This is a genomic window from Bradyrhizobium sp. SZCCHNS2022 (assembly GCF_032377575.1).
GTDB classification, from domain to species: domain Bacteria; phylum Pseudomonadota; class Alphaproteobacteria; order Rhizobiales; family Xanthobacteraceae; genus Bradyrhizobium; species Bradyrhizobium aeschynomenes.
In genome coordinates, this window is the sequence record NZ_JAUHHZ010000001.1 from 1,253,611 (window position 1) to 1,277,668 (window position 24,058).

Consider the following 24,058-nt stretch of genomic DNA (forward strand, 5'->3'; position numbering starts at 1 on the left):
CGGCGCGCCGTGCGCGCCGCCGCTGCGGCACCATGTCGCGAGAACGCTGGCGGCAGGCCAGCACAGGTGTTAAAGCCGGGCCGCTTTAATCCGTGACGGCCAGATGGGCCGTGCAGGATCGGTTCGTTGAATGGCGCCCAAATCTTCACCGCCGGAAAATCAGAAGTCCGGGTCGGCAGCTGATGCTGCTGATGATCCGGACAAGCGCGCGATGACGGCTGCGGCCAAGCCCGCGGTTCCAAAAGCAGGAACGCCGAAGGCGACGGCGAGCGACAAGGCTCCTGTTACCGACGACGATGATGACGAGGATGAGGACGGCGAAGAGACCGCTCTCGATCTGGACGACGATGACGACGACGAGGATCTCGTCGTCTACACCGCCCGCGAGGCCGCCGGCGCGCTGGCGACGATCTACGGCTTCGTCTCGCCGCTGCTGGCGAAATACAAGAAGATGCTGGCCTTCGTGACGATCGGCGTCCTGATCGAGACGCTGTTCAACGTCATCATGCCGCTCAGCCTGAAGTTCCTGATCGACGATGCGCTCGGCGAGGAGGATTTCGAGGCGCTGTACCGCATCCTCGGCGTGCTGGCGGCGGCCGGCATCTTCACCTCGATCGTCGCCGTGCTCTACGAGCGCTGGGATGCGCGCCTGGCGGCCGGAATCATTTCGGATGTCCGCACGCGTCTGTTCGATCACGTGCAGAACCTGCCGGCAGCGTATTTCCAGCGCACCAAGCGCGGCGAGATCCTGTCGCGCTTCTCGGTCGACATGTCGGCCTTCGAGGGCGTGGTCAAGACCTTCGTGAACAGCGCAGCCCTGCCGCTGCTCGAGCTGATCGCCGGCATCATCCTGATGCTGTTCCTCAACTGGCAGCTCGCCGCGGTCGCGCTGCTGGTGTTTCCGATCACCCTGATCGGCCCGCGTATCCTGACGCCCAAGGCGGTGCATGCCAACTACGAGCAGAAGCTCAACGAGGCCACGCTTCTCGGCGTCATCCAGGAGAACATCGCCGCGCAGGCGGTGATCAAGGCCTTCAGCCTGCACCGCAAGGTGTTCGGCTGGTTCTCCTTCCGCAACGACGAGGCGCGGCACAAGATCGCCGACGCGATGTTCCTCTCGACCATGGTCGAGCGCTCGGTGACGATCGCGGTGCTGCTGCTGCACCTCGTGGTGCTCGCCATCGGCGCCTATCTCGCCACCAAGGGCCAGATCACGATCGGCACCTTCGTCACCTTCGAGAGCGCGTTCTGGGAGGTATCCTACAACATCGCCCACGTCATGCATTTCGTGCCGGTGTCGATCTCCTCGGCGGCTGCGATCCGGCACATGCAGGAGCTGCTGGACGAGCCGACCCGCGGCGCCGACCGGCCGGGCGCGCCGGATCTGCCGCGCATCAGCCATGACATCACGTTCGAGCGTGTCGGCTTCACGTATGAGGGCAGCCAGACGCCGGTGCTCGACAATCTCAGCCTCAGGCTCGATGTCGGCAAGCGAATCGCCATCGTCGGCCCCTCGGGCTCGGGCAAGAGCACGCTGCTCAACCTGATCCTGCGGCTCTATGTGCCTGATGAAGGCCGCGTCACCATCGATGGCGTCGACATCCGCAAGGTGACGCGCGATTCGCTGCGTGGCAGCATGGCGGTGGTGTTCCAGGAGAACATGCTGTTCAACATGTCGCTGCGGGAAAACATCCGGCTGGGCAAAGAGGGGGCGACCGACGAGGAGGTGGAGGAGGCGGCCAAGAAGGCCGAGATCCACCGCTACATCATGAGCCTGCCGCAGAAATACGACACCCTGGTTGGCGAGCGCGGCGACACGCTGTCCGGCGGCCAGCGCCAGCGCATCGCGATCGCCCGGGCCATCATCCGCAATCCCTCGGTGCTGCTGCTCGACGAGGCGACCTCGGCGCTCGACCAGACCACGGAAGCCGCGATCAACCGCACCTTGCTCAAGGTCGCCAAGGGCCGCACCATGATCTGGTCGACCCACCGCCTGACCTCGGTGGTCGAGATGGACGAGATCATCGTCATCTCCGGCGGCCGCGCCATCGAGCGCGGCAGCCATGCCGAGCTGCTGGCCAAGAACGGTACCTATCGCAAGCTCTGGGACGACCAGGGCCACCAGCCGAGCCGGCTCGCTCAGGCGGATGACGACAGCGACGACGAGGACGAGGAAGACGACCTCGAGGACGATGAGGACGATGAGGAGTGACCCGCAGCCCGCATGAGCGCAGTGACATGCGGGGTCTCACGAGCTTTTGGTGAGACCCCGGATATCGCTGCGCTCTTCCGGGCTACGAGAACCAGCCTGGAGCCCCGCGCTTTCAAGCCGGTGTCGCACGCCGCGGCCGAGCGAGACCGCAAACCGCGCCCAGCGCTGCGCCAGCCAATACGGGCCGGTGCCGACCGAGACCTCTCGGAAACGCCAGGCCTTGTCGAGCGACCACGCGTCGCAGGCTGTCTTGACCGGATCGTCGTAGAACGCCGCGATCTTGCCCTCGCTCATCCCGTCGGTGGCGAGCCAGCGCGGGATGTGCACGTTGCACAGGCGCTCGACATCGGTGAACACCTTGTCGGAGCCCGTACCCGTGACCGGGCAGGTGGTGCAGAAGGCGTCGCCGATCAGGACCACGCCGGGCATGCGATAGCCGCTGTTGATGATGAGGTCGGCCGGACGGACCTTGACCTCGCCGGTCACGGCGTAGTCGCCGGCGATCCGCTTGAGGCCGGGCAGGGCGGCCTGCAGCATCTCGACCGGGTTGTGCCGGACCGTCCTCAGCCAGGGATCATCGGCCTCGCGATAGGCGAACAGATTGGCCCGCATGCGGTCGCCGATCGGGAACAGCGTGACGTAGGGCACCCGGCTGCTGGCCCGCTCCTGGAAATAGGTCATGGCCGGAAACGGGAAGGTGGGGCGCCCAATCGGCACCAGATCGAAGCCGACCGAGATCGAGTGGGCTGGGCTGGTGATCCTGCGGGTGATTCCCAGCATGTGACGCAGCCCGACATTCAGGCCGTTGGCGAGCACGACCAGACGGGCGGAGAGGGTCTCTCCGTTCGACAGGGTGACGGATTGGCGGTCTTCGCTGGGGTTGATCGCGACCGCCTTGGCGACGATTCGCGCGACGGCGCCGGGAATTTCCTCCCGGACCGCCGCGACCAGCGCATCGTACATGATCCCGTATTGATGGACCGGCGCCTTGTCGAGCACGTAGCCGAATCGCGCGATCCAGTTCTCGGACGCCAAGGTCGCCCGGCGCAGCGCCAGGTCGGCACCCCCCGTGCGCCGGAAGCGCGCGATCTGCTCGGCGCCGGAAATCTTCTCGATTCGGAAGTCAGGTGGGTAGACCGCATGCGGATCGACCAGAACCGTAGGCATGCCTGCCCGCCCCAGCATGCCGGCCGCAATCGAGCCCGCCAGACCGCCGCCAATGATCGCAATGTCGGTATATCGGGTCACCGGATGCCTCGTTGCGGCGCCATCCTTGTCCGCCAAAGCCGAACAAAGCCTTAGCTCTGTTGTTTCAGCCTGTTGCTGAGGGTGAACGGAGGGATTCGCCGGACGGCCAAGGCCTGCCGGGCTGCGGAGCATGCAGGCCCGGCGGTCGGCAGCCCAGGTGACCGTCAGGCGCTTTGTCTCGCGCCGGCATCACTGATAGCGGTTCTTGCCGGGAGACCAATCTTGCAGCGACAACATGGACTTGAAAGGCAGCATTGAGTGAATAGGTGAGGCTCACCTGATGGCCGGCACCGAGCGGGCGATGGGTTGCGGTGGCCGGGTCCCGAAAGAGCGGTTTGCGCGTCCTGCGGCGTCGTTTTGCTTGACTTGGGGTTTTACCGCTTATAAAAGGCCGGCACTCAACGACAGGCGGTGAGCTTCGCCAGCGTCGGTACGGATCACCCGGACCGCCTCTAACAGGGCAAGACGGGCACCAACCTCGACGAATGCCGCTCAAACGCTGTCGATCATAGCTAGGCAATGCCAAAACGATATTAGATCTCTCGAGCTCGTTCTCTGGAGACCAATTTCGGATGCATGACCTCGGTAGGCCGCCATCAGCGCAAGCTGAAGGGTGGTGATCGCGGTCCTCTGTGGCGTCAAGCGCTTTCCGTTCAGCGATGAATGGTTGGCGCGATTTCGTTTTGCGCGGGTTTTTCGCGCGAGGCGGCCCGGTGAGGCGGGGAACCTCAAACAGAATTTGCGGAAGCCGGTCACGGTCTCCGTTCGAACGTTGAGAAGGGTGAAGGCCAAGATGCCGACGATCAACCAGCTGATCGCAAATCCGCGCGAAGTGCAGAAGTCGCGCAAGAAGGTGCCGGCGCTGCAGCAGTCGCCGCAGAAGCGTGGCGTTTGCACGCGCGTCTACACCACGACCCCGAAGAAGCCGAACTCGGCGCTTCGTAAGGTCGCCAAGGTGCGCCTGACCAACGGCTTCGAGGTGATCGGCTACATCCCGGGTGAGGGCCATAACCTGCAGGAGCACTCGGTGGTCATGATCCGCGGCGGCCGCGTCAAGGACTTGCCGGGCGTGCGCTATCACATCCTCCGCGGCGTGCTGGATACCCAGGGCGTCAAGAACCGTAAGCAGCGTCGTTCGAAGTACGGCGCGAAGCGTCCGAAGTAAGACGTTCGAGAGAAGCGGGAACAGATCAGATGTCGCGTCGCCATTCAGCCGAAAAGCGTGAAGTGCTTCCGGATCCGAAGTTCGGGAACATCATCGTCACCAAGTTCATGAACTCGGTGATGTACGCCGGCAAGAAGTCGGTCGCCGAAGGAATCGTCTACGGCGCATTCGGTATCATCGAGGCCAAGACCAAGCAGAGCCCGCTGACGGTGTTCGAGCAGGCGCTGGAAAACGTCATGCCGACGATCGAAGTGCGCTCGCGCCGCGTCGGTGGTGCGACCTACCAGGTGCCGGTCGAAGTTCGCTCGACCCGCCGGCAGGCGCTGGGCATTCGCTGGCTGATCTCGGCGGCCCGCGACCGCAACGAGAAGACTATGACCGAGCGGCTTTCGGCGGAGCTGCTCGATGCCTCGAACAATCGGGGTAACGCCGTGAAGAAGCGTGAAGACGTGCACCGGATGGCGGAAGCCAACCGCGCCTTCTCGCACTACCGCTGGTAACAGCGGCCCGAACGGAAATCAGGGAACAGATCCATGCCCCGCCAACACGCCATCGAAGACTATCGTAACTTCGGTATCATGGCGCATATCGACGCCGGTAAGACGACGACGACCGAGCGCATCCTGTATTACACCGGCAAGAGCCACAAGATCGGCGAAGTGCACGAAGGTGCCGCGACGATGGACTGGATGGAGCAGGAGCAGGAGCGTGGCATCACGATCACTTCCGCTGCCACCACCGCGTTCTGGAACGGCAAGCGCCTGAACATCATCGACACCCCCGGCCACGTCGACTTCACCATCGAAGTCGAGCGTTCGCTCCGCGTGCTCGACGGCGCCGTGTGCGTGCTCGACTCCAACCAGGGCGTCGAGCCGCAGACCGAGACCGTCTGGCGTCAGGGCGACAAGTACAAGGTGCCGCGCATCGTCTTCGCCAACAAGATGGACAAGACCGGTGCCGACTTCTTCAAGTGCCTGGCCGACATCGTCGACCGCCTGGGCGCGAAGCCGGTTGCGATCCAGCTGCCGATCGGCGCCGAGAACAACTTCAAGGGCTGCATCGATCTCGTGACGATGAAGGCGATCGTCTGGAACGACGAAGCGCTCGGCGCGAAGTTCGACTACGCCGAGATCCCGGCTGATCTGGCCGATCAGGCCAAGGAATATCGCGAGAAGCTGGTGGAAGCCGCCGTCGAGCTCGACGACGATGCCTTGACCGCGTTCCTCGACGGCAAGGAGCCGGACGAGGCGACGCTCAAGAAGCTGATCCGCAAGGCGGTGCTGACCGGAGCCTTCTATCCGGTGCTGTGCGGCTCGGCCTTCAAGAACAAGGGCGTTCAGCCCCTGCTCGACGCGGTCGTCGACTACCTGCCGTCGCCGCTCGACGTGCCTGCGATCAAGGGCACCGACGACAAGGGCAACGAAGTCGTGCGCAAGGCGGACGACAAGGAGCCTCTGGCGCTGCTGGCGTTCAAGATCATGGACGACCCGTTCGTCGGCACGATCACGTTCTGCCGCATCTATTCGGGCATCCTGACCTCGGGCACCGGCGTCGTGAACTCGACCCGCGAGAAGAAGGAGCGCATCGGCCGCATGCTGCTGATGCATGCGAACAACCGCGAGGACATCAAGGAAGCCTATGCCGGCGACATCGTCGCTCTCGCAGGCCTCAAGGAAGCCCGCACCGGTGACACGCTTTGCGATCCGTCCAACCAGGTGATCCTGGAAAAGATGGAATTCCCGGAGCCGGTCATCGAGATCGCGATCGAGCCGAAGTCGAAGGCCGACCAGGAGAAGCTCGGTGTCGCGCTGGCGAAGCTGGCCGCGGAGGATCCGTCCTTCCGCGTGTCGACGGACCACGAGTCGGGCCAGACCATCCTCAAGGGGATGGGCGAGCTCCATCTCGACATCAAGGTCGACATCCTGAAGCGCACCTACAAGGTGGATGCGAACATCGGCGCGCCGCAGGTGGCGTTCCGTGAGCGCATCACCAAGCCGGCCAATGTGGACTACACCCACAAGAAGCAGACCGGCGGCACGGGCCAGTTCGCGGCCGTGAGCCTCGTGGTCGAGCCGAACGAGCCGGGCGGCGGTTACGTGTTCGAGTCCAAGATCGTCGGTGGTGCGGTTCCGAAGGAATACATCCCCGGTGTCGAAAAGGGCATCGAGAGCGTGCTCGGCGCGGGCGTGGTTGCCGGCTTCCCGGTGGTCGACGTCAAGGTCGCGCTGGTCGACGGCAAGTATCACGACGTCGACTCGTCGGCGCTGGCCTTCGAAATCGCGTCCCGCGCGGCTTTCCGCGAAGCGCTGCAGAAGGGCAAATCGGTTCTGCTCGAGCCGATCATGAAGGTCGAGGTCGTGACCCCGGAAGACTACACCGGTTCGGTCATCGGCGACCTGAACTCGCGTCGTGGCCAGATCCAGGGCCAGGACATGCGCGGCAACGCCAACGTCATCAACGCGATGGTGCCGCTCATGAACATGTTCGGTTACGTGAATAACCTGCGCTCGATGAGCCAGGGTCGCGCGACCTTCACGATGCAGTTCTCGCACTACGCTGAAGCGCCGGCCAACGTGTCGGCGGAAGTCCAGAAGAAGTTTGCCTGATTGTCGCGAGCTCAAGTTAGCGACTGAACGGAGAGTCAAATGGCCAAAGCTAAATTTGAACGTAACAAGCCCCACTGCAACATCGGCACCATCGGTCACGTCGACCATGGCAAGACCTCGCTGACGGCTGCCATCACCAAGATCCTGGCCGAGACGGGCGGTGCGACGTTCACTGCCTACGATCAGATCGACAAGGCGCCGGAAGAGAAGGCCCGCGGCATCACCATCTCGACCGCTCACGTCGAGTACGAGACCAAGAACCGCCACTACGCGCACGTCGACTGCCCCGGCCACGCCGACTACGTGAAGAACATGATCACCGGCGCCGCCCAGATGGACGGTGCGATCCTGGTCGTGTCGGCCGCTGACGGCCCGATGCCGCAGACCCGCGAGCACATCCTGCTCGCCCGCCAGGTCGGCGTTCCCGCGCTGGTCGTGTTCCTCAACAAGTGCGACATGGTCGACGATCCGGAGCTGCTCGAGCTGGTCGAGCTCGAGGTTCGCGAGCTGCTGTCGAAGTACGAATTCCCGGGCGACAAGATCCCGATCATCAAGGGCTCGGCTCTGGCCGCTCTGGAAGATTCGGACAAGAAGCTCGGCCACGACGCCATCCTCGAGCTGATGCGCAATGTCGACGAGTACATTCCGCAGCCGGAGCGTCCGATCGACCAGCCCTTCCTGATGCCGGTCGAAGACGTGTTCTCGATCTCGGGCCGCGGCACCGTGGTGACCGGCCGTGTCGAGCGCGGCATCATCAAGGTCGGTGAGGAAATCGAGATCGTCGGCATCCGTCCGACCCAGAAGACGACCGTCACCGGCGTCGAGATGTTCCGCAAGCTGCTCGATCAGGGCCAGGCCGGCGACAACATCGGTGCGCTGCTCCGCGGCACCAAGCGCGAGGACGTCGAGCGCGGCCAGGTGCTGTGCAAGCCGGGTTCGGTCAAGCCGCACACCAAGTTCAAGGCTGAGGCTTACATCCTCACCAAGGAAGAGGGCGGCCGTCACACGCCGTTCTTCACCAACTACCGTCCGCAGTTCTACTTCCGCACGACCGACGTGACCGGCGTCGTTCACCTGCCGGAAGGCACCGAGATGGTGATGCCGGGCGACAACATCGCGATGGAAGTGCACCTGATCGTGCCGATCGCGATGGAGGAGAAGCTGCGCTTCGCCATCCGCGAGGGCGGCCGCACCGTCGGCGCTGGCGTCGTCGCCTCGATCATCGAGTAACAACAGCGAATAGGGAATGGCGGGTGGCGAATGGAGATCATCCATTCGCCGTTCGCTACTCGCCACTCACTACTCAAAGAAAGATACGGCAATGAACGGCCAAAATATCCGCATCCGTCTCAAGGCGTTTGACCATCGCATCCTCGATACGTCGACGCGCGAGATCGTCAACACGGCGAAGCGGACCGGCGCGCAGGTTCGCGGACCCATTCCGCTGCCGACCCGCATCGAGAAGTTCACCGTCAACCGTTCGCCGCACGTCGACAAGAAGAGCCGCGAGCAGTTCGAGATGCGCACCCACAAGCGTCTCCTCGACATCGTCGATCCGACCCCGCAGACCGTCGATGCTCTCATGAAGCTCGACTTGGCCGCCGGCGTCGACGTCGAGATCAAGCTCTAAGTTTTTGGATTCACGTTCGCTCTTTCGCGGACATAGAGAAGAACAGGAAGCACGCCGATGCGCTCCGGAGTGATCGCACAAAAGGTCGGGATGACGCGGGTCTTTACGGAGACCGGCGAGCATATCCCTGTGACCGTGCTGAAGCTCGGCAATTGCCAGGTGGTCGGTCACCGCACCACCGAGAAGAACGGCTACGTCGCGCTGCAGCTCGGCAGCGGCAGCCGCAAGACGGTCTACATGCCGAAGGCGGAGCGCGGCCAGTTCGCGGTCGCCAAGGTCGAGCCGAAGCGCAAGCTCGCCGAATTCCGTGTCAGCGAGGATTCGCTGATCCCGGTCGGCGCCGAAATCCAGGCCGACCACTTCGTCGTCGGCCAGTTCGTCGACGTCACCGGCACCTCGGTCGGTAAGGGCTTCGCCGGCGGCATGAAGCGCTGGAACTTCGGCGGTCTGCGCGCCACGCACGGTGTGTCGATCTCGCACCGTTCGATCGGTTCGACCGGTGGCCGTCAGGACCCCGGCAAGACCTGGAAGAACAAGAAGATGCCCGGTCACATGGGTGTCGACCGCATCACCACGCTGAACCTGCGTGTGGTGCAGACGGACGTCGAGCGCGGCCTGATCCTGGTCGAAGGCGCGGTGCCCGGCTCCAAGGGTGGCTGGATCTCGGTGCGCGACGCCGTGAAGAAGCCGCTGCCGAAGGAAGCGCCGAAGCCCGGCAAGTTCAAGGTCGCGGGTGAGCAGGCTGCCGAAGCGCCGGCCGTGCAGGAGGGCGCATAAATGGAACTGAAAGTCACCACGCTCGAGGGCAAGGAAGCCGGCTCCGTCCAGCTGTCCGACGCCATCTTCGGTCTGGAGCCGCGCGCTGACATCATCCAGCGCTGCGTCCAGTGGCAGCTCAACAAGCGCCAGGCCGGCACCCACAAGGCCAAGGGCCGCGCGGAGATCTGGCGCACCGGCAAGAAGATGTACAAGCAGAAGGGCACCGGCGGTGCTCGTCACGGCTCGGCCCGCGTGCCGCAGTTCCGTGGCGGTGGCCGTGCCTTCGGTCCGGTCGTGCGCTCGCACGCCACCGACCTGCCGAAGAAGGTCCGGGCGATGGCGCTGAAGCATGCGCTGTCGGCGAAGGCCAAGGACGGCGATCTGGTCGTCCTGGAGAACGCCACGCTGGAGGCGGCGAAGACCAAGGCGCTGATCGGTCATTTCTCCGGTCTCGGCCTGACCAACGCGCTGATCATCGACGGCGCCGAGCTGCACAACGGCTTCGCTGCTGCTGCCCGCAACATCCCGAACATGGACGTGCTGCCGATCCAGGGCATCAACGTCTATGACATCCTGCGCCGTCAGAAGCTCGTGCTGACCAAGGCGGCGATCGATGCGCTGGAGGCGCGCTTCAAATGAAGACCATCGATCCGCGCCACTACGACATCATCATCGCGCCGGTCGTGACCGAGAAGGCGACCTTCGCCTCGGAGCACAACAAGGTTCTGTTCAAGGTGGCCGCCAAGGCGACCAAGCCGCAGATCAAGGAAGCGATCGAGAAGCTGTTCGACGTCAAGGTCAAGAGCGTCAATACGCTCGTCCGCAAGGGCAAGACCAAGGTGTTCCGCGGCAATTTCGGTTCGCAATCGGACAGCAAGCGGGCGATCGTGACCCTCGAAGAGGGCCACCGGATCGACGTCACCACCGGACTGTAAGGCTGAGCTGCCATGGCACTGAAGACATTCAATCCCACGACGCCGGGCCAGCGCCAGCTGGTGATGGTCGATCGTTCGGCCCTGTACAAGGGCAAGCCGGTCAAGGCGTTGACCGAGGGCAAGCAGTCGAGCGGCGGCCGCAACAACACCGGCCGCATCACGGTTCGCTTCCTCGGCGGCGGCCACAAGCAGTCGTACCGCACGGTCGACTTCAAGCGCGACAAGGTCGACGTTCCCGCGACCGTCGAGCGCCTGGAGTATGATCCGAACCGCACGGCCTTCATCGCCCTGGTCAAGTATCAGGACGGCGAGCTCGCCTACATCCTGGCGCCGCAGCGCCTGGCGGTCGGCGACACCATCGTCGCCGGCAACTATGTCGACGTGAAGCCGGGCAACGTCATGCCGCTCGGCAACATGCCGGTGGGCACGATCGTCCACAACATCGAGGTCAAGATCGGGAAGGGCGGCCAGCTCGCGCGTTCGGCCGGCACCTATGCCCAGATCGTCGGTCGCGACCAGGACTACGTGATCGTCCGCCTGAACTCGGGCGAGCAGCGCTTGGTGCATGGCCGCTGCCGCGGCACCATCGGTGCGGTGTCGAACCCGGACCACATGAACACCTCGATCGGCAAGGCCGGCCGCAAGCGTTGGATGGGCCGTCGCCCGCACAACCGCGGTGTCGCGATGAACCCGATCGACCATCCGCACGGCGGCGGCGAAGGCCGTACATCGGGCGGTCGTCACCCGGTCACTCCATGGGGCAAGCCCACCAAGGGCAAGAAGACCCGCACCAACAAGTCGACCGACAAATTCATTCTCTTGAGCCGCCACAAGCGGAAGAAGTAAGGAACGACGGACATGGTTCGTTCAGTCTGGAAAGGCCCGTTCGTCGAGGCGTCGCTGCTCAAGAAGGCAGATGCGGCGCGCGCGTCCGGCCGTCACGACGTCATCAAGATCTGGAGCCGCCGCTCGACCATCCTGCCGCAGTTCGTCGGCCTGACGTTCGGCGTCTACAACGGCCAGAAGCACGTGCCGGTGGCGATCAACGAAGAGATGGTCGGCCACAAGTTCGGCGAGTTCTCGCCGACCCGCACCTTCCACGGCCATTCGGGCGATAAGAAAGCCAAGAAGGCTTGAGGATTAAGCGATGAGCAAACCAAAGCGCGAACGGAGCCTCCCCGACAACGAGGCCAAGGCTGTGGCCCGGATGCTTCGGGTGAGCCCGCAGAAGCTGAACCTGGTGGCGCAGATGATCCGCGGCCGCAAGGCGTCGGCAGCCCTCGCCGACCTGCAGTTCTCGCGCAAGCGGATTGCGGTCGACGTCAAGAAGTGTCTGGAATCGGCGATCGCCAATGCCGAGAACAACCACGAGCTCGAGGTCGACGATCTCGTCGTCTCGCAGGCTTTCGTCGGCAAGGGAATCGTGATGAAGCGTTTCTCGCCGCGCGGCCGTGGCCGTTCGGGCCGAGTTTTCAAACCGTTTTCGCAGCTGACGATCATTGTTCGTCAGGTCGAGGCGAGCGCTTAAGTCGGGCGCTGGGAGAATACGATGGGTCAAAAGATCAATCCGATCGGTCTGCGTCTCGGCATCAACCGGACCTGGGATTCGCGCTGGTTCGCCGGCAAGGCCGAGTACGGCAAGCTGCTGCATGAGGACGTCAAGATCCGCGAGATCCTGCACAAGGAGCTCAAGCAGGCGGCTGTCGCCCGCATCGTGATCGAGCGTCCGCACAAGAAGTGCCGCGTCACGATCCACTCGGCCCGTCCGGGCGTCGTGATCGGCAAGAAGGGCGCCGACATCGACAAGCTGCGCAAGCGCGTCGCCGACATCACCTCGTCGGACGTCGTCATCAACATCGTCGAGATCCGCAAGCCGGAGCTCGATGCCACGCTGGTCGCCGAGTCGATCGCGCAGCAGCTCGAGCGCCGCGTTGCGTTCCGCCGTGCCATGAAGCGCGCCGTGCAGTCGGCGATGCGTCTCGGCGCCGAGGGCATCCGCATCAACTGCTCGGGTCGTCTGGGCGGCGCGGAAATCGCGCGCATGGAGTGGTATCGCGAGGGCCGGGTACCGCTGCACACGCTGCGCGCCGACATCGACTACGGTGTGGCCACCGCGTTCACGACCTTCGGCACCTGCGGCGTGAAGGTCTGGATCTTCAAGGGCGAGATCCTCGAGCACGATCCGATGGCACAGGACAAGCGGATGAACGAGGGTGGTGGCGAAAGCCCGTCGCCGCGTTCGCGCCGCGACGCGGCCTGATCGATCAGCCGCGACAAGACAGGTTTGAGGGCTCAAAGCCATGATGCAACCAAAGAAGACCAAGTTCCGAAAGGCGCATAAGGGCCGTATCCACGGCGTTGCGTCCTCGGGCGCGACACTGGCCTTCGGCCAGTTCGGGCTGAAGGCGATGGAGCCGGATCGCGTCACCGCGCGCCAGATCGAGGCCGCCCGTCGTGCGCTGACCCGTCACATGAAGCGCGCCGGCCGCGTCTGGATCCGGGTGTTCCCGGATCTGCCGGTGTCGAAGAAGCCGGCCGAAGTCCGCATGGGCTCTGGCAAGGGGTCGCCGGAATTGTGGGTGGCCCGCGTCAAGCCGGGCCGGGTGATGTTCGAGATCGACGGCGTCAGCAACCAGATCGCGCGCGAGGCGCTGACCCTGGCGGCTGCCAAGCTGCCGATCAAGACGCGCTTCGTCGAACGCATTGCGGAGTAATGGTCATGGCCGAGATGAAGATTGCCGACATTCGCGCGATGAGCCCGGACCAGATGGACGATGCGATCGTCAATCTGAAGAAGGAGCGCTTCAACCTGCGCTTCCAGCGCGCCACCGGGCAGCTCGAGAACACCGCCCGCCTGCGTGAGGCGCGCCGCGACATCGCCCGTATCAAGACCATCGCCGCGCAGCAGCGCGCCAAGACGAAGTAAGAGGCTCGACATGCCGAAACGGACCCTCCAGGGCGTGGTCGTCAGCGACAAGCAGGCCAAGACCGTGGTCGTGCGCGTCGACCGGCGCTTCACCCACCCGATCTACAAGAAGACCATCCGCCGCTCGAAGAACTACCACGCTCACGACGAGAGCAACGAGTTCAAGCCGGGCGACATGGTCTGGATCGAGGAGAGCAAGCCGATCTCCAAGCTCAAGCGCTGGACGGTGGTCCGCGGCGAGCATAAGAAAACCGCCTGAGTCGCGAGACGCGGCCCTGATCGAAGGGGCCGATTTCGCTTTCGGGATCAAAAAGGCGCAGCTTTCCTGCGCAGCATATGAAGAGGACGAGGTGCATCAATGATTCAGATGCAGACCAACCTCGACGTGGCCGATAATTCCGGCGCACGCCGTGTTATGTGTATCAAGGTGCTGGGCGGCTCGAAGCGCCGCTATGCCACCGTCGGCGACATCATCGTGGTGTCGATCAAGGAAGCCATTCCGCGTGGCAAGGTGAAGAAGGGCGACGTCATGAAGGCCGTCGTGGTGCGCGTCCGCAAGGACATCCGCCGCGCCGACGGCTCGGTGATCCGCTTCGACCGTAACGCGGCCGTTCTGATCAACAACCAGTCGGAGCCGGTCGGCACCCGTATCTTCGGGCCGGTGCCGCGCGAGCTGCGCGCCAAGAACCACATGAAGATCATTTCGCTCGCGCCGGAGGTGCTGTGATGGCTGCCAAGATCCGCAAGGGCGACAAGGTGATCGTCCTGACCGGTCGCGACAAGGGTCGCACCGGCGAGGTGTTCGAGGTGCGTCCCGACGCCGGCACGGCGCTGGTGCGCGGCATCAACCTGGTGAAGCGTCATCAGAAGCAGACGCAGAACCAGGAAGGCGGCATCATCACCAAGGAAGCGCCGATCAACCTGTCCAACGTCGCCTATGTCGGCAAGGACGGCAAGCCGACGCGCATCGGATTCAAGATTCAGGCGGACGGCAAGAAGGTCCGCGTTGCCAAGAGCTCGGGAGTTGAGATCGATGGCTGAGACTGCATACACCCCGCGCCTCCGCACGGAATACGACCGCACGATCAAGAGCCAGCTGACCGAGAAGTTCGGCTACGCCAACGTCATGCAGGTGCCGCGGCTCGACAAAGTCGTGCTGAACATGGGCATCGGCGAGGCCGTGAACGACCGCAAGAAGGCGGAGACGGCGGCGGCCGACCTGTCGCTGATCGCCGGCCAGAAGGCGGTCGTGACCTACTCGCGCGTCGCCATCGCGACCTTCAAGCTGCGCGAGAACCAGCCGATCGGCTGCAAGGTCACCTTGCGCAAGACCAAGATGTACGAGTTCATCGACCGCCTGATCAACGTCGCGCTGCCGCGCGTCCGCGACTTCCGCGGCCTGAACCCGAAGAGCTTCGACGGCCGCGGCAACTATTCGCTCGGCATCAAGGAGCACATCATTTTCCCCGAGATCGACTTCGACAAGGCCGGGGAGAGCTGGGGCATGGACATCACGGTGTGCACCACCGCGACGACCGACGACGAGGCCCGTGCCCTTCTGACCGCATTCAATTTCCCGTTCCGGCAGTGAGCAGCTGACCAACAGCTTCTCAAACGCGGATACCCAGGAGCCAAGCATGGCAAAGAAGAGTTCAGTCGAGAAGAACAACCGGCGCAAGCGGATGGCGAAGAACGCCGCCCCGAAGCGTGCGCGGTTGAAGGCGATCATCGCCGACAAGACCAAGCCGATGGAGGAGCGCTTCGCCGCGACCCTGAAGCTGGCGGAAATGCCGCGCAACTCGTCGACGACCCGCATCCGCAACCGATGCGAGCTGACGGGCCGTCCGCGGTCGAACTACCGCAAGAACAAGCTGAGCCGCATCGCGCTGCGCGAGCTCGGATCCAAGGGCCTGGTTCCGGGCCTCGTGAAGTCGAGCTGGTAAGGAGGGTCGAACATGTCAACGCACGATCCCATCAGCGATCTGATCACCCGCATCCGCAACGCGCAGATGCGCTCGAAGTCGAAGGTCTCGACGCCGGGCTCCAAGATGCGCGCCAGCGTGCTCGAAGTGCTGAAGTCCGAAGGCTACATCCGTGGCTACGCCACGGTGGAGCATCCGTCGGGCCGCAGCGAGATCGAGATCGAGCTGAAATATTTCGACGGCGAGCCCGTGATCCGCGAGATCGAGCGCGTCTCCAAGCCCGGCCGGCGCGTCTACACCTCGGTGAAGAACCTGCCGCGCGTGAACAACGGGCTCGGAATTTCTGTTTTGTCGACGCCGAAGGGAATCATGGCCGACCATAGCGCGCGTGACGCGAATGTCGGCGGTGAAGTTCTCTTCACGGTGTTCTAAGAAGGATTGAGCCATGTCACGTATTGGCAAGAAGCCTGTGACGGTGCCGTCCGGTGTGACGGCCTCCGTCGACGGACAGACCGTCAAGATGAAGGGGCCGAAGGGCCAGCTTCAGTTCATCGTTCATGACGACGTGGACGTGAAGTTCGAGAACGGCCAGGTCAAGGTTGCCCCGCGCGCCGAGACCAAGCGCGCGCGCTCGCTGTACGGTACCGCCCGCGCCCAGATCGCCAACCTTGTGGAAGGCGTGACCAAGGGCTTCGAGAAGAAGCTCGAGATCACCGGCGTCGGCTACCGTGCCGCGATGCAGGGCAAGAACCTGCAGCTCGCGCTCGGCTACAGCCACGACGTCGTCTACCAGATCCCGGAAGGCATCACGATCGCGGTGCCGAAGCCGACCGAGATCACGGTCACGGGCATCGACCCGCAGCGCGTCGGCCAGGTGGCCGCCGAAATCCGCGCCTACCGTCCGCCGGAGCCCTACAAGGGCAAGGGCGTGAAGTACGCGGGTGAATTCATCTTCCGCAAGGAAGGCAAGAAGAAGTAACGGAGCCGGACATGTCGAGAGCAAAGGTTACGAATGCCCGGCGCAAGCAGCGTGTGAGGCTGTCGCTGCGCCGCTCCGCCGGCGGCCGTCCGCGTCTGTCTGTGTTCCGCTCGTCGAAGCACATCTACGCTCAGGTCATCGACGATCAGAAGGGCGAGACGCTCGCCTCCGCGTCGTCGATGGAGAAGGAGATGCGCGCGGCCGGCAACACCGGTGCCGACATCGACGCGGCCAAGGCGGTGGGCAAGCTGCTCGCCGAGCGCGCTGTGAAGGCCGGGATCAAGGAAGTCGTGTTCGATCGCGGCGGCTATCTCTATCACGGGCGCGTCAAGGCGCTGGCCGACGCGGCGCGCGAGAGCGGGCTGAGCTTCTAACATCAATGGATATGGGCGCGAGAGCCCCTCAGAAGATTGGATAGCACCATGGCAGGTGAACGGGAACGAGGCGGTCGCGATCGCAAGGAGCGCGAGGAGCGCGACAGCGAGTTCGTCGACAAGCTCGTCCACATCAACCGAGTCGCGAAGGTCGTGAAGGGCGGTAAGCGCTTCGGCTTTGCGGCGCTCGTCGTGATCGGCGATCAGAAGGGCCGGGTTGGCTTCGGCCACGGCAAGGCGCGCGAAGTGCCGGAGGCGATCCGCAAGGCGACCGACTCCGCCAAGCGCAACCTGACCCGCGTCGCGCTGCGCGAGGGCCGCACCCTGCACCACGACATCTTCGGTCGTCACGGTGCGGGCCGCGTCTATCTGCGTGCCGCTCCGGCCGGTACCGGCATCATCGCCGGCGGCCCGATGCGCGCCGTGTTCGAGACGCTGGGCATCCAGGACGTGGTGGCGAAGTCGATCGGCTCGTCCAACCCGTACAACATGGTGCGCGCGACCTTCAACGCGCTGAAGCACCAGGACAGCCCGCGCTCGGTCGCTGCCCGCCGCAACATCAAGGTGTCGACCCTGCAGGCCCGCCGCGTCGGTGGCGATGCCGAGGCAGCCGCCGACTAACGAACGCGCGCCGCCTTTGGCAGGCGCATCTCGGAGTGAGCACAATGGCTAGCGCCAAGACGATCAAGATCGAGCAGATCGGCAGCCCGATCCGCCGGCATCACTCGCAGCGCGAGACGCTGATCGGGTTGAAGCTCAACAAGATCGGCCGGGTGACCGAGCTGCCGGATACGCCGGCGGTCCGCGGCATGATCACCAAGGTTCATCATCTCGTCCGCATCGTCGACGAGAAGTAAGGAGAAGGGCGATGAAGCTCAGCGATATCGCCGACAACGCCGGCGCGCGCAAGAAGCGCATGCGCGTCGGCCGCGGCATCGGCTCCGGCAAGGGCAAGACCTCCGGCCGTGGCGGCAAGGGCCAGACCGCACGCTCCGGCGTGCGTATCAAGGGCTTCGAAGGCGGTCAGATGCCGATGCATCGCCGTCTGCCGAAGCGCGGCTTCAACAACATCTTCGCGCTCGATTTCGTCGAGATCAATCTCGACCGGATCCAGCAGGCGATCGATGCCAAGAAGCTGGACGCCGGCAGTGTGATCAACGCCGAGTCCCTCGTGAAGTCGGGCGCGCTGCGCCGCGCCAAGGACGGCGTGCGTCTGCTCGGCCGTGGCGAACTCACCGCGAAGATCAACATCGAGGTGCATGGTGCCTCGAAGTCGGCGATCGCGGCGGTCGAGAAGGCCGGCGGCACCGTCAAGCTCCTGGCTCCGGCCAAGGACGAAGGCGAAGCGGCGTAACTTCTGCGTCATCTCCCTGGCTTCGGTTCACGCCGAAGCGGGCAGGGCGATGGACAGACTGCGCCTGCGCACCAGATAATATCCGACGTCTGCCCAAGCCCCGCGAGCCCTCGCGGGGCTGATGCGGTCAAGAACGGGCGGCGGGAGAAAGCTAGACATGGCCTCAGCAGCGGAACAACTTGCGGCAAACCTCAATTTCGGCGCGCTTGCAAAAGCCGATGAGCTGAAGAAGCGCATCTGGTTCACCCTCGGCGCGCTGCTGGTCTACCGCCTCGGCACCTATATTCCGCTGCCCGGCATCGACCCGAACATCTGGGATTCGGTGTTCCGCACCCAGGCCGGCGGCATCCTCGGCATGTTCAACATGTTCGCCGGCGGCGGCATCCACCGCATGGCGATCTTCGCGCTGAACATCATGCCGTACATCTCGGCATCGATCATCATCCAGCTCTTGACCACCGTCTCGCCGCAGCTCGAAGCCCTCAAGAAAGAGGGTGAGGCGGGCCGCAAGATGCTGAACCAGTACACCCGCTATCTGACGGTGATCCTGGCCGCCGTGCAGTCCTACGGCATTGCCGTCGGCCTCGAGGGCGCCGGCAATGTCGTCGCCGATCCCGGTCTGTTCTTCCGCCTGTCGACTGCGATCACGCTGACTGGCGGCACCATGTTCCTGATGTGGCTGGGCGAGCAGATCACCTCGCGCGGCATCGGCAACGGCATCTCGCTGATCATCCTCTCCGGCATCGTCGCGGAGCTGCCCTCGGCGCTCGCCAACATGCTCGAGCTCGGACGTCAGGGCGCGCTGTCGACCGGCCTGATCCTGATCGTCATCGTGATGGCGGTCGCCGTGATCGCCTTCATCGTGTTCATGGAGCGCGCCCAGCGCCGCCTCCTGATCCAGTATCCGAAGCGTCAGGTCGGCAACAAGATGTTCGAGGGCCAGTCCTCGCATCTGCCGCTGAAGCTCAACACCTCGGGTGTGATTCCGCCGATCTTCGCCTCGTCGCTGCTGCTGCTGCCGACCACGGTCGCCAATTTCAACGCCGGCAAGGGCCCGGAATGGTTCCAGTGGATCACCACCCAGCTCGGCCACGGCCGCCCGCTGTTCCTGGTGCTGTATCTGGCGCTGATCCTGTTCTTCGCGTTCTTCTATACGGCCATCGTATTCAACCCGACCGAGACGGCCGACAATCTGAAGAAGCATGGCGGCTTCATCCCAGGCATCCGGCCGGGTGAGCGCACTGCGGAATACATCGACTACGTGCTGTCGCGGATCACCGTGCTCGGCGCCATCTATCTGGCGATCGTGTGTCTGATCCCGGAAATTCTGATTTCCTACGCTTCCGTCCCGTTCTACTTTGGTGGCACTTCGCTTCTGATCGTGGTCAGCGTTACGATGGATACCGTGGCGCAGGTTCAGGGTTATCTGCTCGCCCATCAGTATGAGGGGTTGATCAGGAAGTCGAAGCTGCGGGGGCGTCGCCGCTGATCGCGGCGGATCCGCGCCCGGGAACCAAAAAGCCAAGAACAAGGTGTGCGGGAGGTCGCCCACCGTGTGCCGGGGGGCGAAATTCGATGAGACTCATTCTTCTGGGACCGCCCGGTTCGGGCAAGGGCACGCAGGCGCAGCGCCTGGTGCAGCGTCATGGCATCGTCCAGCTGTCGACCGGCGATATGCTGCGTGCCGCCGTGGCCGCGCAGACGCCGATCGGGCTGAAGGCCAAGGACATCATGGCGGCCGGCGGCCTGGTGCCGGACGAGGTCGTGGTCGGCATCATTGCCGACCGAATCGAGCAGCCTGACGCGGCGAATGGTTTCATTCTGGATGGCTTCCCGCGAACCGTGCCGCAGGCCGAGGCGCTGGACGCGCTGCTCAAGCAGAAGCAGATGAAGCTGGACGCCGTGATCGAGCTCCGGGTCAACGAAGGCGTGCTGCTGGAGCGGGTCGAGCGCCGGGCGGCCGAGACGCGGGCTCGCGGCGAGGCGGTCAGGGCGGACGATACCCCGGAGGTGCTCACCAAGCGCCTAGCCAGCTACCGCGATCAGACCGAGCCGCTGATCCACTATTATTCCGACCACCGGATGCTCGCGACCGTCGACGGCATGATGCCGATCGAAGAGGTGACCGAGGAGATCGGCCGGATCCTGGCCGCCGTCGGCAAGAGTGAGGGCAGCCGGGCGGCCAAGAAGGCGAGCCCGGCCAAGCGGAGCGCCAAAGCTCCGGGCAAGGCTACGCCGGCGAAATCGGCCAGGAAGGCTGCCAAAAAGGCTCCGAAGGCGGCTGCCTCGGCAAGAAAGGCCGGAAAGACAGCCAAAAGGGCGGCCAAGACTGCAACAAAGGCCGCCAAGGCGGCTCCCAAGAAGGCCCCCAAGGTTTCGAAGAAGGCCTCAAAGGCCGCCGCCAAGGCGGCTAGCGGAACCCGGAAAACCTCTGCAAAGGCACCAAAAAAGCGCGCCAAGAGGTGATCGAATCTTGTAGGGGCGGTTGACGACCGCCGTGTGAATCCATTAATAAGCCCGCATCCAAGTCGGATAGTTTTCCAAAGATGCCGGGCCCCCAGGAATCGAGGGGTGGGCGTCTTGTTCGCGTTTGCGGACGCCTGCCCGAGATAGCGAGAACGAAGGCCGGTCCGTCCTTGGATCGGTGACAGGAGAGAAGTCCGTGGCCCGTATTGCCGGTGTCAACATCCCGACCAACAAGCGCGTCCTGATCGCGCTCCAGTATATCCATGGCATTGGCCCGAAGATCGCGGCCGACATCATCGAGAAGGTGAAGATTGCCGAGGATCGTCGCGTCAATCAGCTGAGCGACCAGGAAGTCCTGCAGATCCGCGAAGTCATCGACCGTGACTACGTCGTCGAGGGCGACCTGCGGCGCGAGACCGGCATCAACATCAAGCGGCTGATGGACCTCGGCTGCTATCGCGGCCTGCGTCATCGCCGTGGCCTGCCGGTGCGCGGTCAGCGCACTCATACCAATGCGCGCACGCGCAAGGGTCCGGCCAAGGCGATCGCCGGCAAGAAGAAGTAATTTCGCGAGTTGCTGATAGCGAGTGGCGAGTAGGGGAGATCCCTATTCGCTACTCGCTATTCACCATTCGCGTTTCTGGTGTAGCCGCTGGCACTACGGCGGCGTTGAGATCTCGAGAAAGGTACCTATATGGCCAAGGAAGCCGCACGTGTCCGTCGTCGTGAGCGCAAGAACATCGCCTCCGGCGTCGCCCACGTGAATTCGTCGTTCAACAACACGACCATCACCATCACCGATGCCCAGGGCAACACCATTGCCTGGTCGTCGGCCGGCACGATGGGTTTCAAGGGATCGCGCAAGTCGACCCCGTATGCTGCGCAGGTCGCGGCGGAGGACGTGTCCAAGAAGGCCCAGGAGCACGGCATGCGCACCCTCGAAGTCGAGGTTGCCGGTCCGGGTTCCGGCCGTGAATCGGCCCTGCGCGCGCTGCAGGCCGCGGGCTTCACCGTCACCTCGATCCGCGACGTGACGACGATCCCGCACAATGGCTGCCGTCCGCGCAAGCGCCGGCGCGTCTGATGTGAAGATGTGAAAGAGGCGGACAGCATGTCCGCCTCGTCGTGCTTTTGAGACATTTCGGTTGCCGCGATCTGATGCGCGGTTCTCCAACGCCAGTCAGTCAGATTCCATGACCGGCCAATGGGTGAAACAGTGACGATCCAGAAGAATTGGCAAGAATTGATTCGGCCGAACAAGCTCCAGGTCACGCCGGGCTCCGACGCGACCCGTTTCGCCACGGTGGTCGCCGAGCCGCTGGAGCGCGGCTTCGGCCAGACGCTGGGCAATGCGCTGCGCCGCATCCTGCTGTCGTCGTTGCAGGGCGCCGCGGTGCAGTCGGTGCACATCGACGGCGTGCTGCACGAGTTCTCCTCGATCGCCGGTGTCCGCGAGGACGTCACCGACATCGTGCTGAACATCAAGGACATCGCGATCAAGATGCAGGGCGAAGGCCCGAAGCGCATGGTCGTGAAGAAGCAGGGTCCGGGTGCCGTCACTGCCGGCGACATCCAGACCGTCGGCGATATCGTCGTGCTCAACCCCGACCTGCCGCTCTGCACCCTGGACGAGGGCGCGGAGATCCGCATGGAGTTCACGGTCGCGACCGGCAAGGGCTACGTCGCCGCTGATCGCAACCGTCCCGAGGATGCGCCGATCGGCCTGATCCCGGTCGACAGCCTGTTCTCCCCGGTCCGCAAGGTCTCCTACAAGGTCGAGAACACCCGCGAGGGCCAGATTCTCGACTACGACAAGCTGACGATGACGATCGAGACCAACGGCGCGATCTCGCCGGAGGACGCGGTGGCCTATGCCGCCCGTATCCTGCAGGATCAGCTCAACGTGTTCGTCAACTTCGAAGAGCCGCGCAAGGAAGTCGCCCAGGAGATCATCCCTGACCTCGCCTTCAACCCGGCCTTCCTCAAGAAGGTGGACGAGCTCGAGCTGTCGGTGCGTTCGGCGAACTGCCTGAAGAACGACAACATCGTCTACATCGGCGACCTCGTGCAGAAGTCGGAAGCGGAGATGCTTCGCACCCCGAACTTCGGCCGCAAGTCGCTGAACGAGATCAAGGAAGTGCTGGCCCAGATGGGTCTGCATCTCGGCATGGAAGTGCCGGGCTGGCCGCCGGAGAACATCGACGAGCTGGCCAAGCGCTTCGAGGATCACTACTGAGCGAATAGGGAGTGGCGAATAGCGAGTAGGGGAATAGCGAACTGGGACGACACCATTCGCTACGCGCCATTCGCTACTCGCTCTCTTGGGCGAACGCAGGCAGCCCACCTGAGCAACATGTCCGACGAACCGTCGCGGCAGATTGAAAAGAAGGACTAAGACAATGCGTCACGGCAAGGTTCATCGGAAGCTCAACCGCACCGCCGAGCATCGCAAGGCGATGTTCGCCAACATGTGCGCCGCGCTGATCAAGCACGAGCAGATCGTCACCACGCTGCCGAAGGCCAAGGAGCTGCGGCCGATCGTCGAAAAGCTGGTCACCCTCGGCAAGAAGGGCGGCCTCGCCTTGCGCCGTCAGGCGATCGCCGAGATGCGCGACGTCGACCAGGTGAAGAAGCTGTTCGACGTGCTGGCGCCCCGCTACAAGGACCGCAACGGCGGCTACACCCGCATCATCAAGGCCGGCTTCCGCTACGGCGACAACGCCGCGATGGCCGTGATCGAGTTCGTCGATCGCGACGTCGATGCCAAGGGCCAGGATTCCGGCCCGGTGCAGGAGACCTCGGAAGCCGCATAAGCGACGCTCCGATGTGAGTTTGCAAAACGGCGCCTTCGGGCGCCGTTTTCGTTTTGGTGGACCCGTAGCCCGGATGAGCGCAGCGACATCCGGGTTTATCGCTGCGGCTCGAGAGACCCCGGATGTCGCTGCGCTCATCCGGGCTACGCAAAATCAACGGAGCCGCGCATGAGCACCGCAGAGCTACGCCTCGCCTACGAGCGGGATGAGGACGGCACGGGCAAGATCATCGCCGTGGCGAGGGCCGGCGCGTTTGCCGGGCGCGGCGAGGCGTGGTTCGGCAATGATCTGGACGCCTTTCTGAAGGAGCTGCGTTCGTTTCCGCTGTCATCGGAGAAGCCGCCGATGATCGAGGGCGGGTATTACGACGGCAAAGGCAGCCTCGCGGAATGTCACGTCCGGATCATCGTCAAGCCGCACGACATGAAGGGCACCTTGCTGGTCCATGCCGATCTGGCGACCCTCGTTCAGCACACACCAGATTTCGACGTGCAGAACTGCGCCTCGATCCGCTTCCTCACCGAGTATGCGGAGCTGGATCGCTTCGCCGCGGAATTCGGGGAGATGTTGAAAGGGCGGCGTGAGGTCGCGACCCTGATGGGAGCCACGAGCTGAAGAGGACGGGGGCTGGTCTCGCTCTGTAGCCCGGATGAGCGCAGCGACATCCGG

Annotated in this window: 34 protein-coding genes; 33 read left to right on the forward strand and 1 reads right to left on the reverse strand. The window is 63.9% G+C overall.

Annotated features, from left to right (window positions below):
- The first annotated feature begins 130 nt into the window (after positions 1–130).
- The gene (locus QXZ94_RS05485; RefSeq protein WP_315719561.1) at positions 131–2,212 is read left to right on the forward strand and encodes an ABC transporter ATP-binding protein; all 2,082 of its coding nucleotides are present in this window, start codon (positions 131–133) and stop codon (positions 2,210–2,212) included.
- Positions 2,213–2,248: 36 nt separating this feature from the next.
- Here QXZ94_RS05485 and QXZ94_RS05490 read toward each other — a convergent pair whose 3' ends face one another.
- A complete protein-coding gene (locus tag QXZ94_RS05490) occupies positions 2,249–3,460 on the reverse strand; it encodes an NAD(P)/FAD-dependent oxidoreductase (protein WP_315719562.1) in 1,212 nt (403 codons plus the stop codon).
- Positions 3,461–4,253: 793 nt separating this feature from the next.
- On the opposite strand from QXZ94_RS05490, the gene rpsL reads away from it, so the two are divergent.
- From rpsL to QXZ94_RS05650, 32 genes are all read left to right on the forward strand, one after another.
- Complete coding sequence (gene rpsL, locus QXZ94_RS05495) at positions 4,254–4,625, forward strand: 30S ribosomal protein S12 (protein WP_006611834.1); 372 nt, start codon at positions 4,254–4,256, stop codon at positions 4,623–4,625.
- A 29-nt stretch (positions 4,626–4,654) separates the two neighbouring features.
- Positions 4,655–5,125, forward strand: a complete 471-nt coding sequence (gene rpsG, locus QXZ94_RS05500) for a 30S ribosomal protein S7 (RefSeq protein ID WP_006611835.1) — start codon at positions 4,655–4,657, stop codon at positions 5,123–5,125.
- 33 nt (positions 5,126–5,158) lie between these two features.
- Positions 5,159–7,231, forward strand: a complete 2,073-nt coding sequence (gene fusA / locus QXZ94_RS05505; RefSeq protein WP_172108062.1) for an elongation factor G — start codon at positions 5,159–5,161, stop codon at positions 7,229–7,231.
- Between the two features lie 39 nt (positions 7,232–7,270).
- Positions 7,271–8,461 carry an elongation factor Tu gene (gene tuf / locus QXZ94_RS05510; RefSeq protein WP_006611837.1) on the forward strand — a complete coding sequence of 397 codons (1,191 nt, stop codon included), beginning with the start codon at positions 7,271–7,273 and terminating at the stop codon, positions 8,459–8,461.
- Between the two features lie 91 nt (positions 8,462–8,552).
- Positions 8,553–8,861 (forward strand): 30S ribosomal protein S10, encoded by a 309-nt coding sequence (gene rpsJ, locus QXZ94_RS05515; protein WP_002712302.1) that lies wholly within the window; start codon positions 8,553–8,555, stop codon positions 8,859–8,861.
- A gap of 57 nt (positions 8,862–8,918) precedes the next feature.
- On the forward strand, positions 8,919–9,638 hold the full coding sequence (rplC, locus tag QXZ94_RS05520) for a 50S ribosomal protein L3 (RefSeq protein ID WP_006611838.1): 720 nt from the start codon (positions 8,919–8,921) through the stop codon (positions 9,636–9,638).
- Complete coding sequence (gene rplD / locus QXZ94_RS05525) at positions 9,639–10,259, forward strand: 50S ribosomal protein L4 (protein WP_015667617.1); 621 nt, start codon at positions 9,639–9,641, stop codon at positions 10,257–10,259.
- Positions 10,256–10,555 (forward strand): 50S ribosomal protein L23, encoded by a 300-nt coding sequence (locus QXZ94_RS05530; protein ID WP_172108066.1) that lies wholly within the window; start codon positions 10,256–10,258, stop codon positions 10,553–10,555. Before rplD ends, QXZ94_RS05530 begins: the two co-directional genes overlap by 4 nt.
- Before the next feature lie 12 nt (positions 10,556–10,567).
- Entirely contained in the window at positions 10,568–11,401 is an 834-nt protein-coding gene (rplB, locus tag QXZ94_RS05535; RefSeq protein WP_006611841.1) for a 50S ribosomal protein L2, read from the forward strand.
- Positions 11,402–11,413: 12 nt separating this feature from the next.
- Positions 11,414–11,692, forward strand: coding sequence for a 30S ribosomal protein S19 (gene rpsS / locus QXZ94_RS05540; protein WP_006611842.1), 279 nt, complete (start codon positions 11,414–11,416; stop codon positions 11,690–11,692).
- A gap of 10 nt (positions 11,693–11,702) precedes the next feature.
- Positions 11,703–12,083: a 50S ribosomal protein L22 gene (gene rplV, locus QXZ94_RS05545; protein WP_006611843.1), complete on the forward strand. Its 381-nt coding sequence runs from the start codon at positions 11,703–11,705 to the stop codon at positions 12,081–12,083.
- A 21-nt stretch (positions 12,084–12,104) separates the two neighbouring features.
- Complete coding sequence (gene rpsC / locus QXZ94_RS05550; protein WP_006611844.1) at positions 12,105–12,815, forward strand: 30S ribosomal protein S3; 711 nt, start codon at positions 12,105–12,107, stop codon at positions 12,813–12,815.
- A 40-nt stretch (positions 12,816–12,855) separates the two neighbouring features.
- A complete protein-coding gene (gene rplP / locus QXZ94_RS05555) occupies positions 12,856–13,269 on the forward strand; it encodes a 50S ribosomal protein L16 (protein WP_006611845.1) in 414 nt (137 codons plus the stop codon).
- Between the two features lie 5 nt (positions 13,270–13,274).
- Positions 13,275–13,481, forward strand: coding sequence for a 50S ribosomal protein L29 (gene rpmC / locus QXZ94_RS05560; RefSeq protein ID WP_006611846.1), 207 nt, complete (start codon positions 13,275–13,277; stop codon positions 13,479–13,481).
- Between the two features lie 10 nt (positions 13,482–13,491).
- The gene (gene rpsQ / locus QXZ94_RS05565) at positions 13,492–13,740 is read left to right on the forward strand and encodes a 30S ribosomal protein S17 (RefSeq protein WP_006611847.1); all 249 of its coding nucleotides are present in this window, start codon (positions 13,492–13,494) and stop codon (positions 13,738–13,740) included.
- Positions 13,741–13,839: 99 nt separating this feature from the next.
- Positions 13,840–14,208 (forward strand): 50S ribosomal protein L14, encoded by a 369-nt coding sequence (rplN, locus tag QXZ94_RS05570; protein WP_006611848.1) that lies wholly within the window; start codon positions 13,840–13,842, stop codon positions 14,206–14,208.
- The gene (gene rplX, locus QXZ94_RS05575) at positions 14,208–14,522 is read left to right on the forward strand and encodes a 50S ribosomal protein L24 (protein WP_006611849.1); all 315 of its coding nucleotides are present in this window, start codon (positions 14,208–14,210) and stop codon (positions 14,520–14,522) included. The genes rplN and rplX overlap by 1 nt, the downstream gene beginning before the upstream one ends.
- Positions 14,515–15,072: a 50S ribosomal protein L5 gene (rplE, locus tag QXZ94_RS05580; RefSeq protein WP_172108070.1), complete on the forward strand. Its 558-nt coding sequence runs from the start codon at positions 14,515–14,517 to the stop codon at positions 15,070–15,072. Before rplX ends, rplE begins: the two co-directional genes overlap by 8 nt.
- Positions 15,073–15,118: 46 nt before the next feature.
- Complete coding sequence (gene rpsN / locus QXZ94_RS05585; protein WP_315719563.1) at positions 15,119–15,424, forward strand: 30S ribosomal protein S14; 306 nt, start codon at positions 15,119–15,121, stop codon at positions 15,422–15,424.
- Positions 15,425–15,436: 12 nt separating this feature from the next.
- Entirely contained in the window at positions 15,437–15,835 is a 399-nt protein-coding gene (rpsH, locus tag QXZ94_RS05590) for a 30S ribosomal protein S8 (protein ID WP_172108072.1), read from the forward strand.
- A gap of 13 nt (positions 15,836–15,848) precedes the next feature.
- A complete protein-coding gene (gene rplF / locus QXZ94_RS05595; protein WP_315719564.1) occupies positions 15,849–16,382 on the forward strand; it encodes a 50S ribosomal protein L6 in 534 nt (177 codons plus the stop codon).
- A gap of 11 nt (positions 16,383–16,393) precedes the next feature.
- The gene (gene rplR / locus QXZ94_RS05600; RefSeq protein ID WP_008963474.1) at positions 16,394–16,756 is read left to right on the forward strand and encodes a 50S ribosomal protein L18; all 363 of its coding nucleotides are present in this window, start codon (positions 16,394–16,396) and stop codon (positions 16,754–16,756) included.
- 48 nt (positions 16,757–16,804) lie between these two features.
- A complete protein-coding gene (gene rpsE, locus QXZ94_RS05605; protein WP_006611855.1) occupies positions 16,805–17,377 on the forward strand; it encodes a 30S ribosomal protein S5 in 573 nt (190 codons plus the stop codon).
- Positions 17,378–17,421: 44 nt separating this feature from the next.
- Complete coding sequence (rpmD, locus tag QXZ94_RS05610; RefSeq protein ID WP_006611856.1) at positions 17,422–17,613, forward strand: 50S ribosomal protein L30; 192 nt, start codon at positions 17,422–17,424, stop codon at positions 17,611–17,613.
- 11 nt (positions 17,614–17,624) lie between these two features.
- Positions 17,625–18,110: a 50S ribosomal protein L15 gene (rplO, locus tag QXZ94_RS05615; protein ID WP_172108077.1), complete on the forward strand. Its 486-nt coding sequence runs from the start codon at positions 17,625–17,627 to the stop codon at positions 18,108–18,110.
- A gap of 157 nt (positions 18,111–18,267) precedes the next feature.
- Positions 18,268–19,599: a preprotein translocase subunit SecY gene (gene secY / locus QXZ94_RS05620; protein ID WP_011926058.1), complete on the forward strand. Its 1,332-nt coding sequence runs from the start codon at positions 18,268–18,270 to the stop codon at positions 19,597–19,599.
- A gap of 86 nt (positions 19,600–19,685) precedes the next feature.
- Positions 19,686–20,576: an adenylate kinase gene (locus QXZ94_RS05625; protein ID WP_315719565.1), complete on the forward strand. Its 891-nt coding sequence runs from the start codon at positions 19,686–19,688 to the stop codon at positions 20,574–20,576.
- Positions 20,577–20,772: 196 nt separating this feature from the next.
- Complete coding sequence (gene rpsM / locus QXZ94_RS05630) at positions 20,773–21,141, forward strand: 30S ribosomal protein S13 (protein WP_172108081.1); 369 nt, start codon at positions 20,773–20,775, stop codon at positions 21,139–21,141.
- A 129-nt stretch (positions 21,142–21,270) separates the two neighbouring features.
- The gene (gene rpsK, locus QXZ94_RS05635) at positions 21,271–21,660 is read left to right on the forward strand and encodes a 30S ribosomal protein S11 (RefSeq protein WP_006611861.1); all 390 of its coding nucleotides are present in this window, start codon (positions 21,271–21,273) and stop codon (positions 21,658–21,660) included.
- A gap of 120 nt (positions 21,661–21,780) precedes the next feature.
- Positions 21,781–22,812, forward strand: a complete 1,032-nt coding sequence (locus QXZ94_RS05640) for a DNA-directed RNA polymerase subunit alpha (protein ID WP_006611862.1) — start codon at positions 21,781–21,783, stop codon at positions 22,810–22,812.
- A 163-nt stretch (positions 22,813–22,975) separates the two neighbouring features.
- Positions 22,976–23,389, forward strand: a complete 414-nt coding sequence (gene rplQ, locus QXZ94_RS05645; protein ID WP_006611863.1) for a 50S ribosomal protein L17 — start codon at positions 22,976–22,978, stop codon at positions 23,387–23,389.
- Between the two features lie 168 nt (positions 23,390–23,557).
- Positions 23,558–24,004: a hypothetical protein gene (locus tag QXZ94_RS05650; RefSeq protein WP_172108083.1), complete on the forward strand. Its 447-nt coding sequence runs from the start codon at positions 23,558–23,560 to the stop codon at positions 24,002–24,004.
- Positions 24,005–24,058 lie beyond the last annotated feature (54 nt).

Excerpts from the sequence above, each read along its gene's own strand:
- rplD (WP_015667617.1), top strand. The coding sequence starts at position 9,639 with ATGGAACTGAAAGTCACCACGCTCGAGGGCAAGGAAGCCGGCTCCGTC.
- QXZ94_RS05530 (WP_172108066.1), top strand. The coding sequence starts at position 10,256 with ATGAAGACCATCGATCCGCGCCACTACGACATCATCATCGCGCCGGTC.
- rpmC (WP_006611846.1), top strand. The coding sequence starts at position 13,275 with ATGGCCGAGATGAAGATTGCCGACATTCGCGCGATGAGCCCGGACCAG.
- rplQ (WP_006611863.1), top strand. The coding sequence starts at position 22,976 with ATGCGTCACGGCAAGGTTCATCGGAAGCTCAACCGCACCGCCGAGCAT.
- rplF (WP_315719564.1), top strand. The coding sequence starts at position 15,849 with ATGTCACGTATTGGCAAGAAGCCTGTGACGGTGCCGTCCGGTGTGACG.
- rpmD (WP_006611856.1), top strand. The coding sequence starts at position 17,422 with ATGGCTAGCGCCAAGACGATCAAGATCGAGCAGATCGGCAGCCCGATC.
- rplN (WP_006611848.1), top strand. The coding sequence starts at position 13,840 with ATGATTCAGATGCAGACCAACCTCGACGTGGCCGATAATTCCGGCGCA.
- rplB (WP_006611841.1), top strand. The coding sequence starts at position 10,568 with ATGGCACTGAAGACATTCAATCCCACGACGCCGGGCCAGCGCCAGCTG.
- rpsS (WP_006611842.1), top strand. The coding sequence starts at position 11,414 with ATGGTTCGTTCAGTCTGGAAAGGCCCGTTCGTCGAGGCGTCGCTGCTC.
- QXZ94_RS05485 (WP_315719561.1), top strand. The coding sequence starts at position 131 with ATGGCGCCCAAATCTTCACCGCCGGAAAATCAGAAGTCCGGGTCGGCA.
- QXZ94_RS05625 (WP_315719565.1), top strand. The coding sequence starts at position 19,686 with ATGAGACTCATTCTTCTGGGACCGCCCGGTTCGGGCAAGGGCACGCAG.
- rpsJ (WP_002712302.1), top strand. The coding sequence starts at position 8,553 with ATGAACGGCCAAAATATCCGCATCCGTCTCAAGGCGTTTGACCATCGC.
- rpsQ (WP_006611847.1), top strand. The coding sequence starts at position 13,492 with ATGCCGAAACGGACCCTCCAGGGCGTGGTCGTCAGCGACAAGCAGGCC.
- rpsN (WP_315719563.1), top strand. The coding sequence starts at position 15,119 with ATGGCAAAGAAGAGTTCAGTCGAGAAGAACAACCGGCGCAAGCGGATG.
- rplP (WP_006611845.1), top strand. The coding sequence starts at position 12,856 with ATGATGCAACCAAAGAAGACCAAGTTCCGAAAGGCGCATAAGGGCCGT.
- rplC (WP_006611838.1), top strand. The coding sequence starts at position 8,919 with ATGCGCTCCGGAGTGATCGCACAAAAGGTCGGGATGACGCGGGTCTTT.
- rpsL (WP_006611834.1), top strand. The coding sequence starts at position 4,254 with ATGCCGACGATCAACCAGCTGATCGCAAATCCGCGCGAAGTGCAGAAG.
- fusA (WP_172108062.1), top strand. The coding sequence starts at position 5,159 with ATGCCCCGCCAACACGCCATCGAAGACTATCGTAACTTCGGTATCATG.
- QXZ94_RS05650 (WP_172108083.1), top strand. The coding sequence starts at position 23,558 with ATGAGCACCGCAGAGCTACGCCTCGCCTACGAGCGGGATGAGGACGGC.
- QXZ94_RS05640 (WP_006611862.1), top strand. The coding sequence starts at position 21,781 with ATGGGTGAAACAGTGACGATCCAGAAGAATTGGCAAGAATTGATTCGG.
- rplO (WP_172108077.1), top strand. The coding sequence starts at position 17,625 with ATGAAGCTCAGCGATATCGCCGACAACGCCGGCGCGCGCAAGAAGCGC.
- secY (WP_011926058.1), top strand. The coding sequence starts at position 18,268 with ATGGCCTCAGCAGCGGAACAACTTGCGGCAAACCTCAATTTCGGCGCG.
- rplR (WP_008963474.1), top strand. The coding sequence starts at position 16,394 with ATGTCGAGAGCAAAGGTTACGAATGCCCGGCGCAAGCAGCGTGTGAGG.
- tuf (WP_006611837.1), top strand. The coding sequence starts at position 7,271 with ATGGCCAAAGCTAAATTTGAACGTAACAAGCCCCACTGCAACATCGGC.
- rplV (WP_006611843.1), top strand. The coding sequence starts at position 11,703 with ATGAGCAAACCAAAGCGCGAACGGAGCCTCCCCGACAACGAGGCCAAG.
- rpsG (WP_006611835.1), top strand. The coding sequence starts at position 4,655 with ATGTCGCGTCGCCATTCAGCCGAAAAGCGTGAAGTGCTTCCGGATCCG.
- rplX (WP_006611849.1), top strand. The coding sequence starts at position 14,208 with ATGGCTGCCAAGATCCGCAAGGGCGACAAGGTGATCGTCCTGACCGGT.
- rplE (WP_172108070.1), top strand. The coding sequence starts at position 14,515 with ATGGCTGAGACTGCATACACCCCGCGCCTCCGCACGGAATACGACCGC.
- rpsC (WP_006611844.1), top strand. The coding sequence starts at position 12,105 with ATGGGTCAAAAGATCAATCCGATCGGTCTGCGTCTCGGCATCAACCGG.
- rpsH (WP_172108072.1), top strand. The coding sequence starts at position 15,437 with ATGTCAACGCACGATCCCATCAGCGATCTGATCACCCGCATCCGCAAC.
- rpsK (WP_006611861.1), top strand. The coding sequence starts at position 21,271 with ATGGCCAAGGAAGCCGCACGTGTCCGTCGTCGTGAGCGCAAGAACATC.
- rpsE (WP_006611855.1), top strand. The coding sequence starts at position 16,805 with ATGGCAGGTGAACGGGAACGAGGCGGTCGCGATCGCAAGGAGCGCGAG.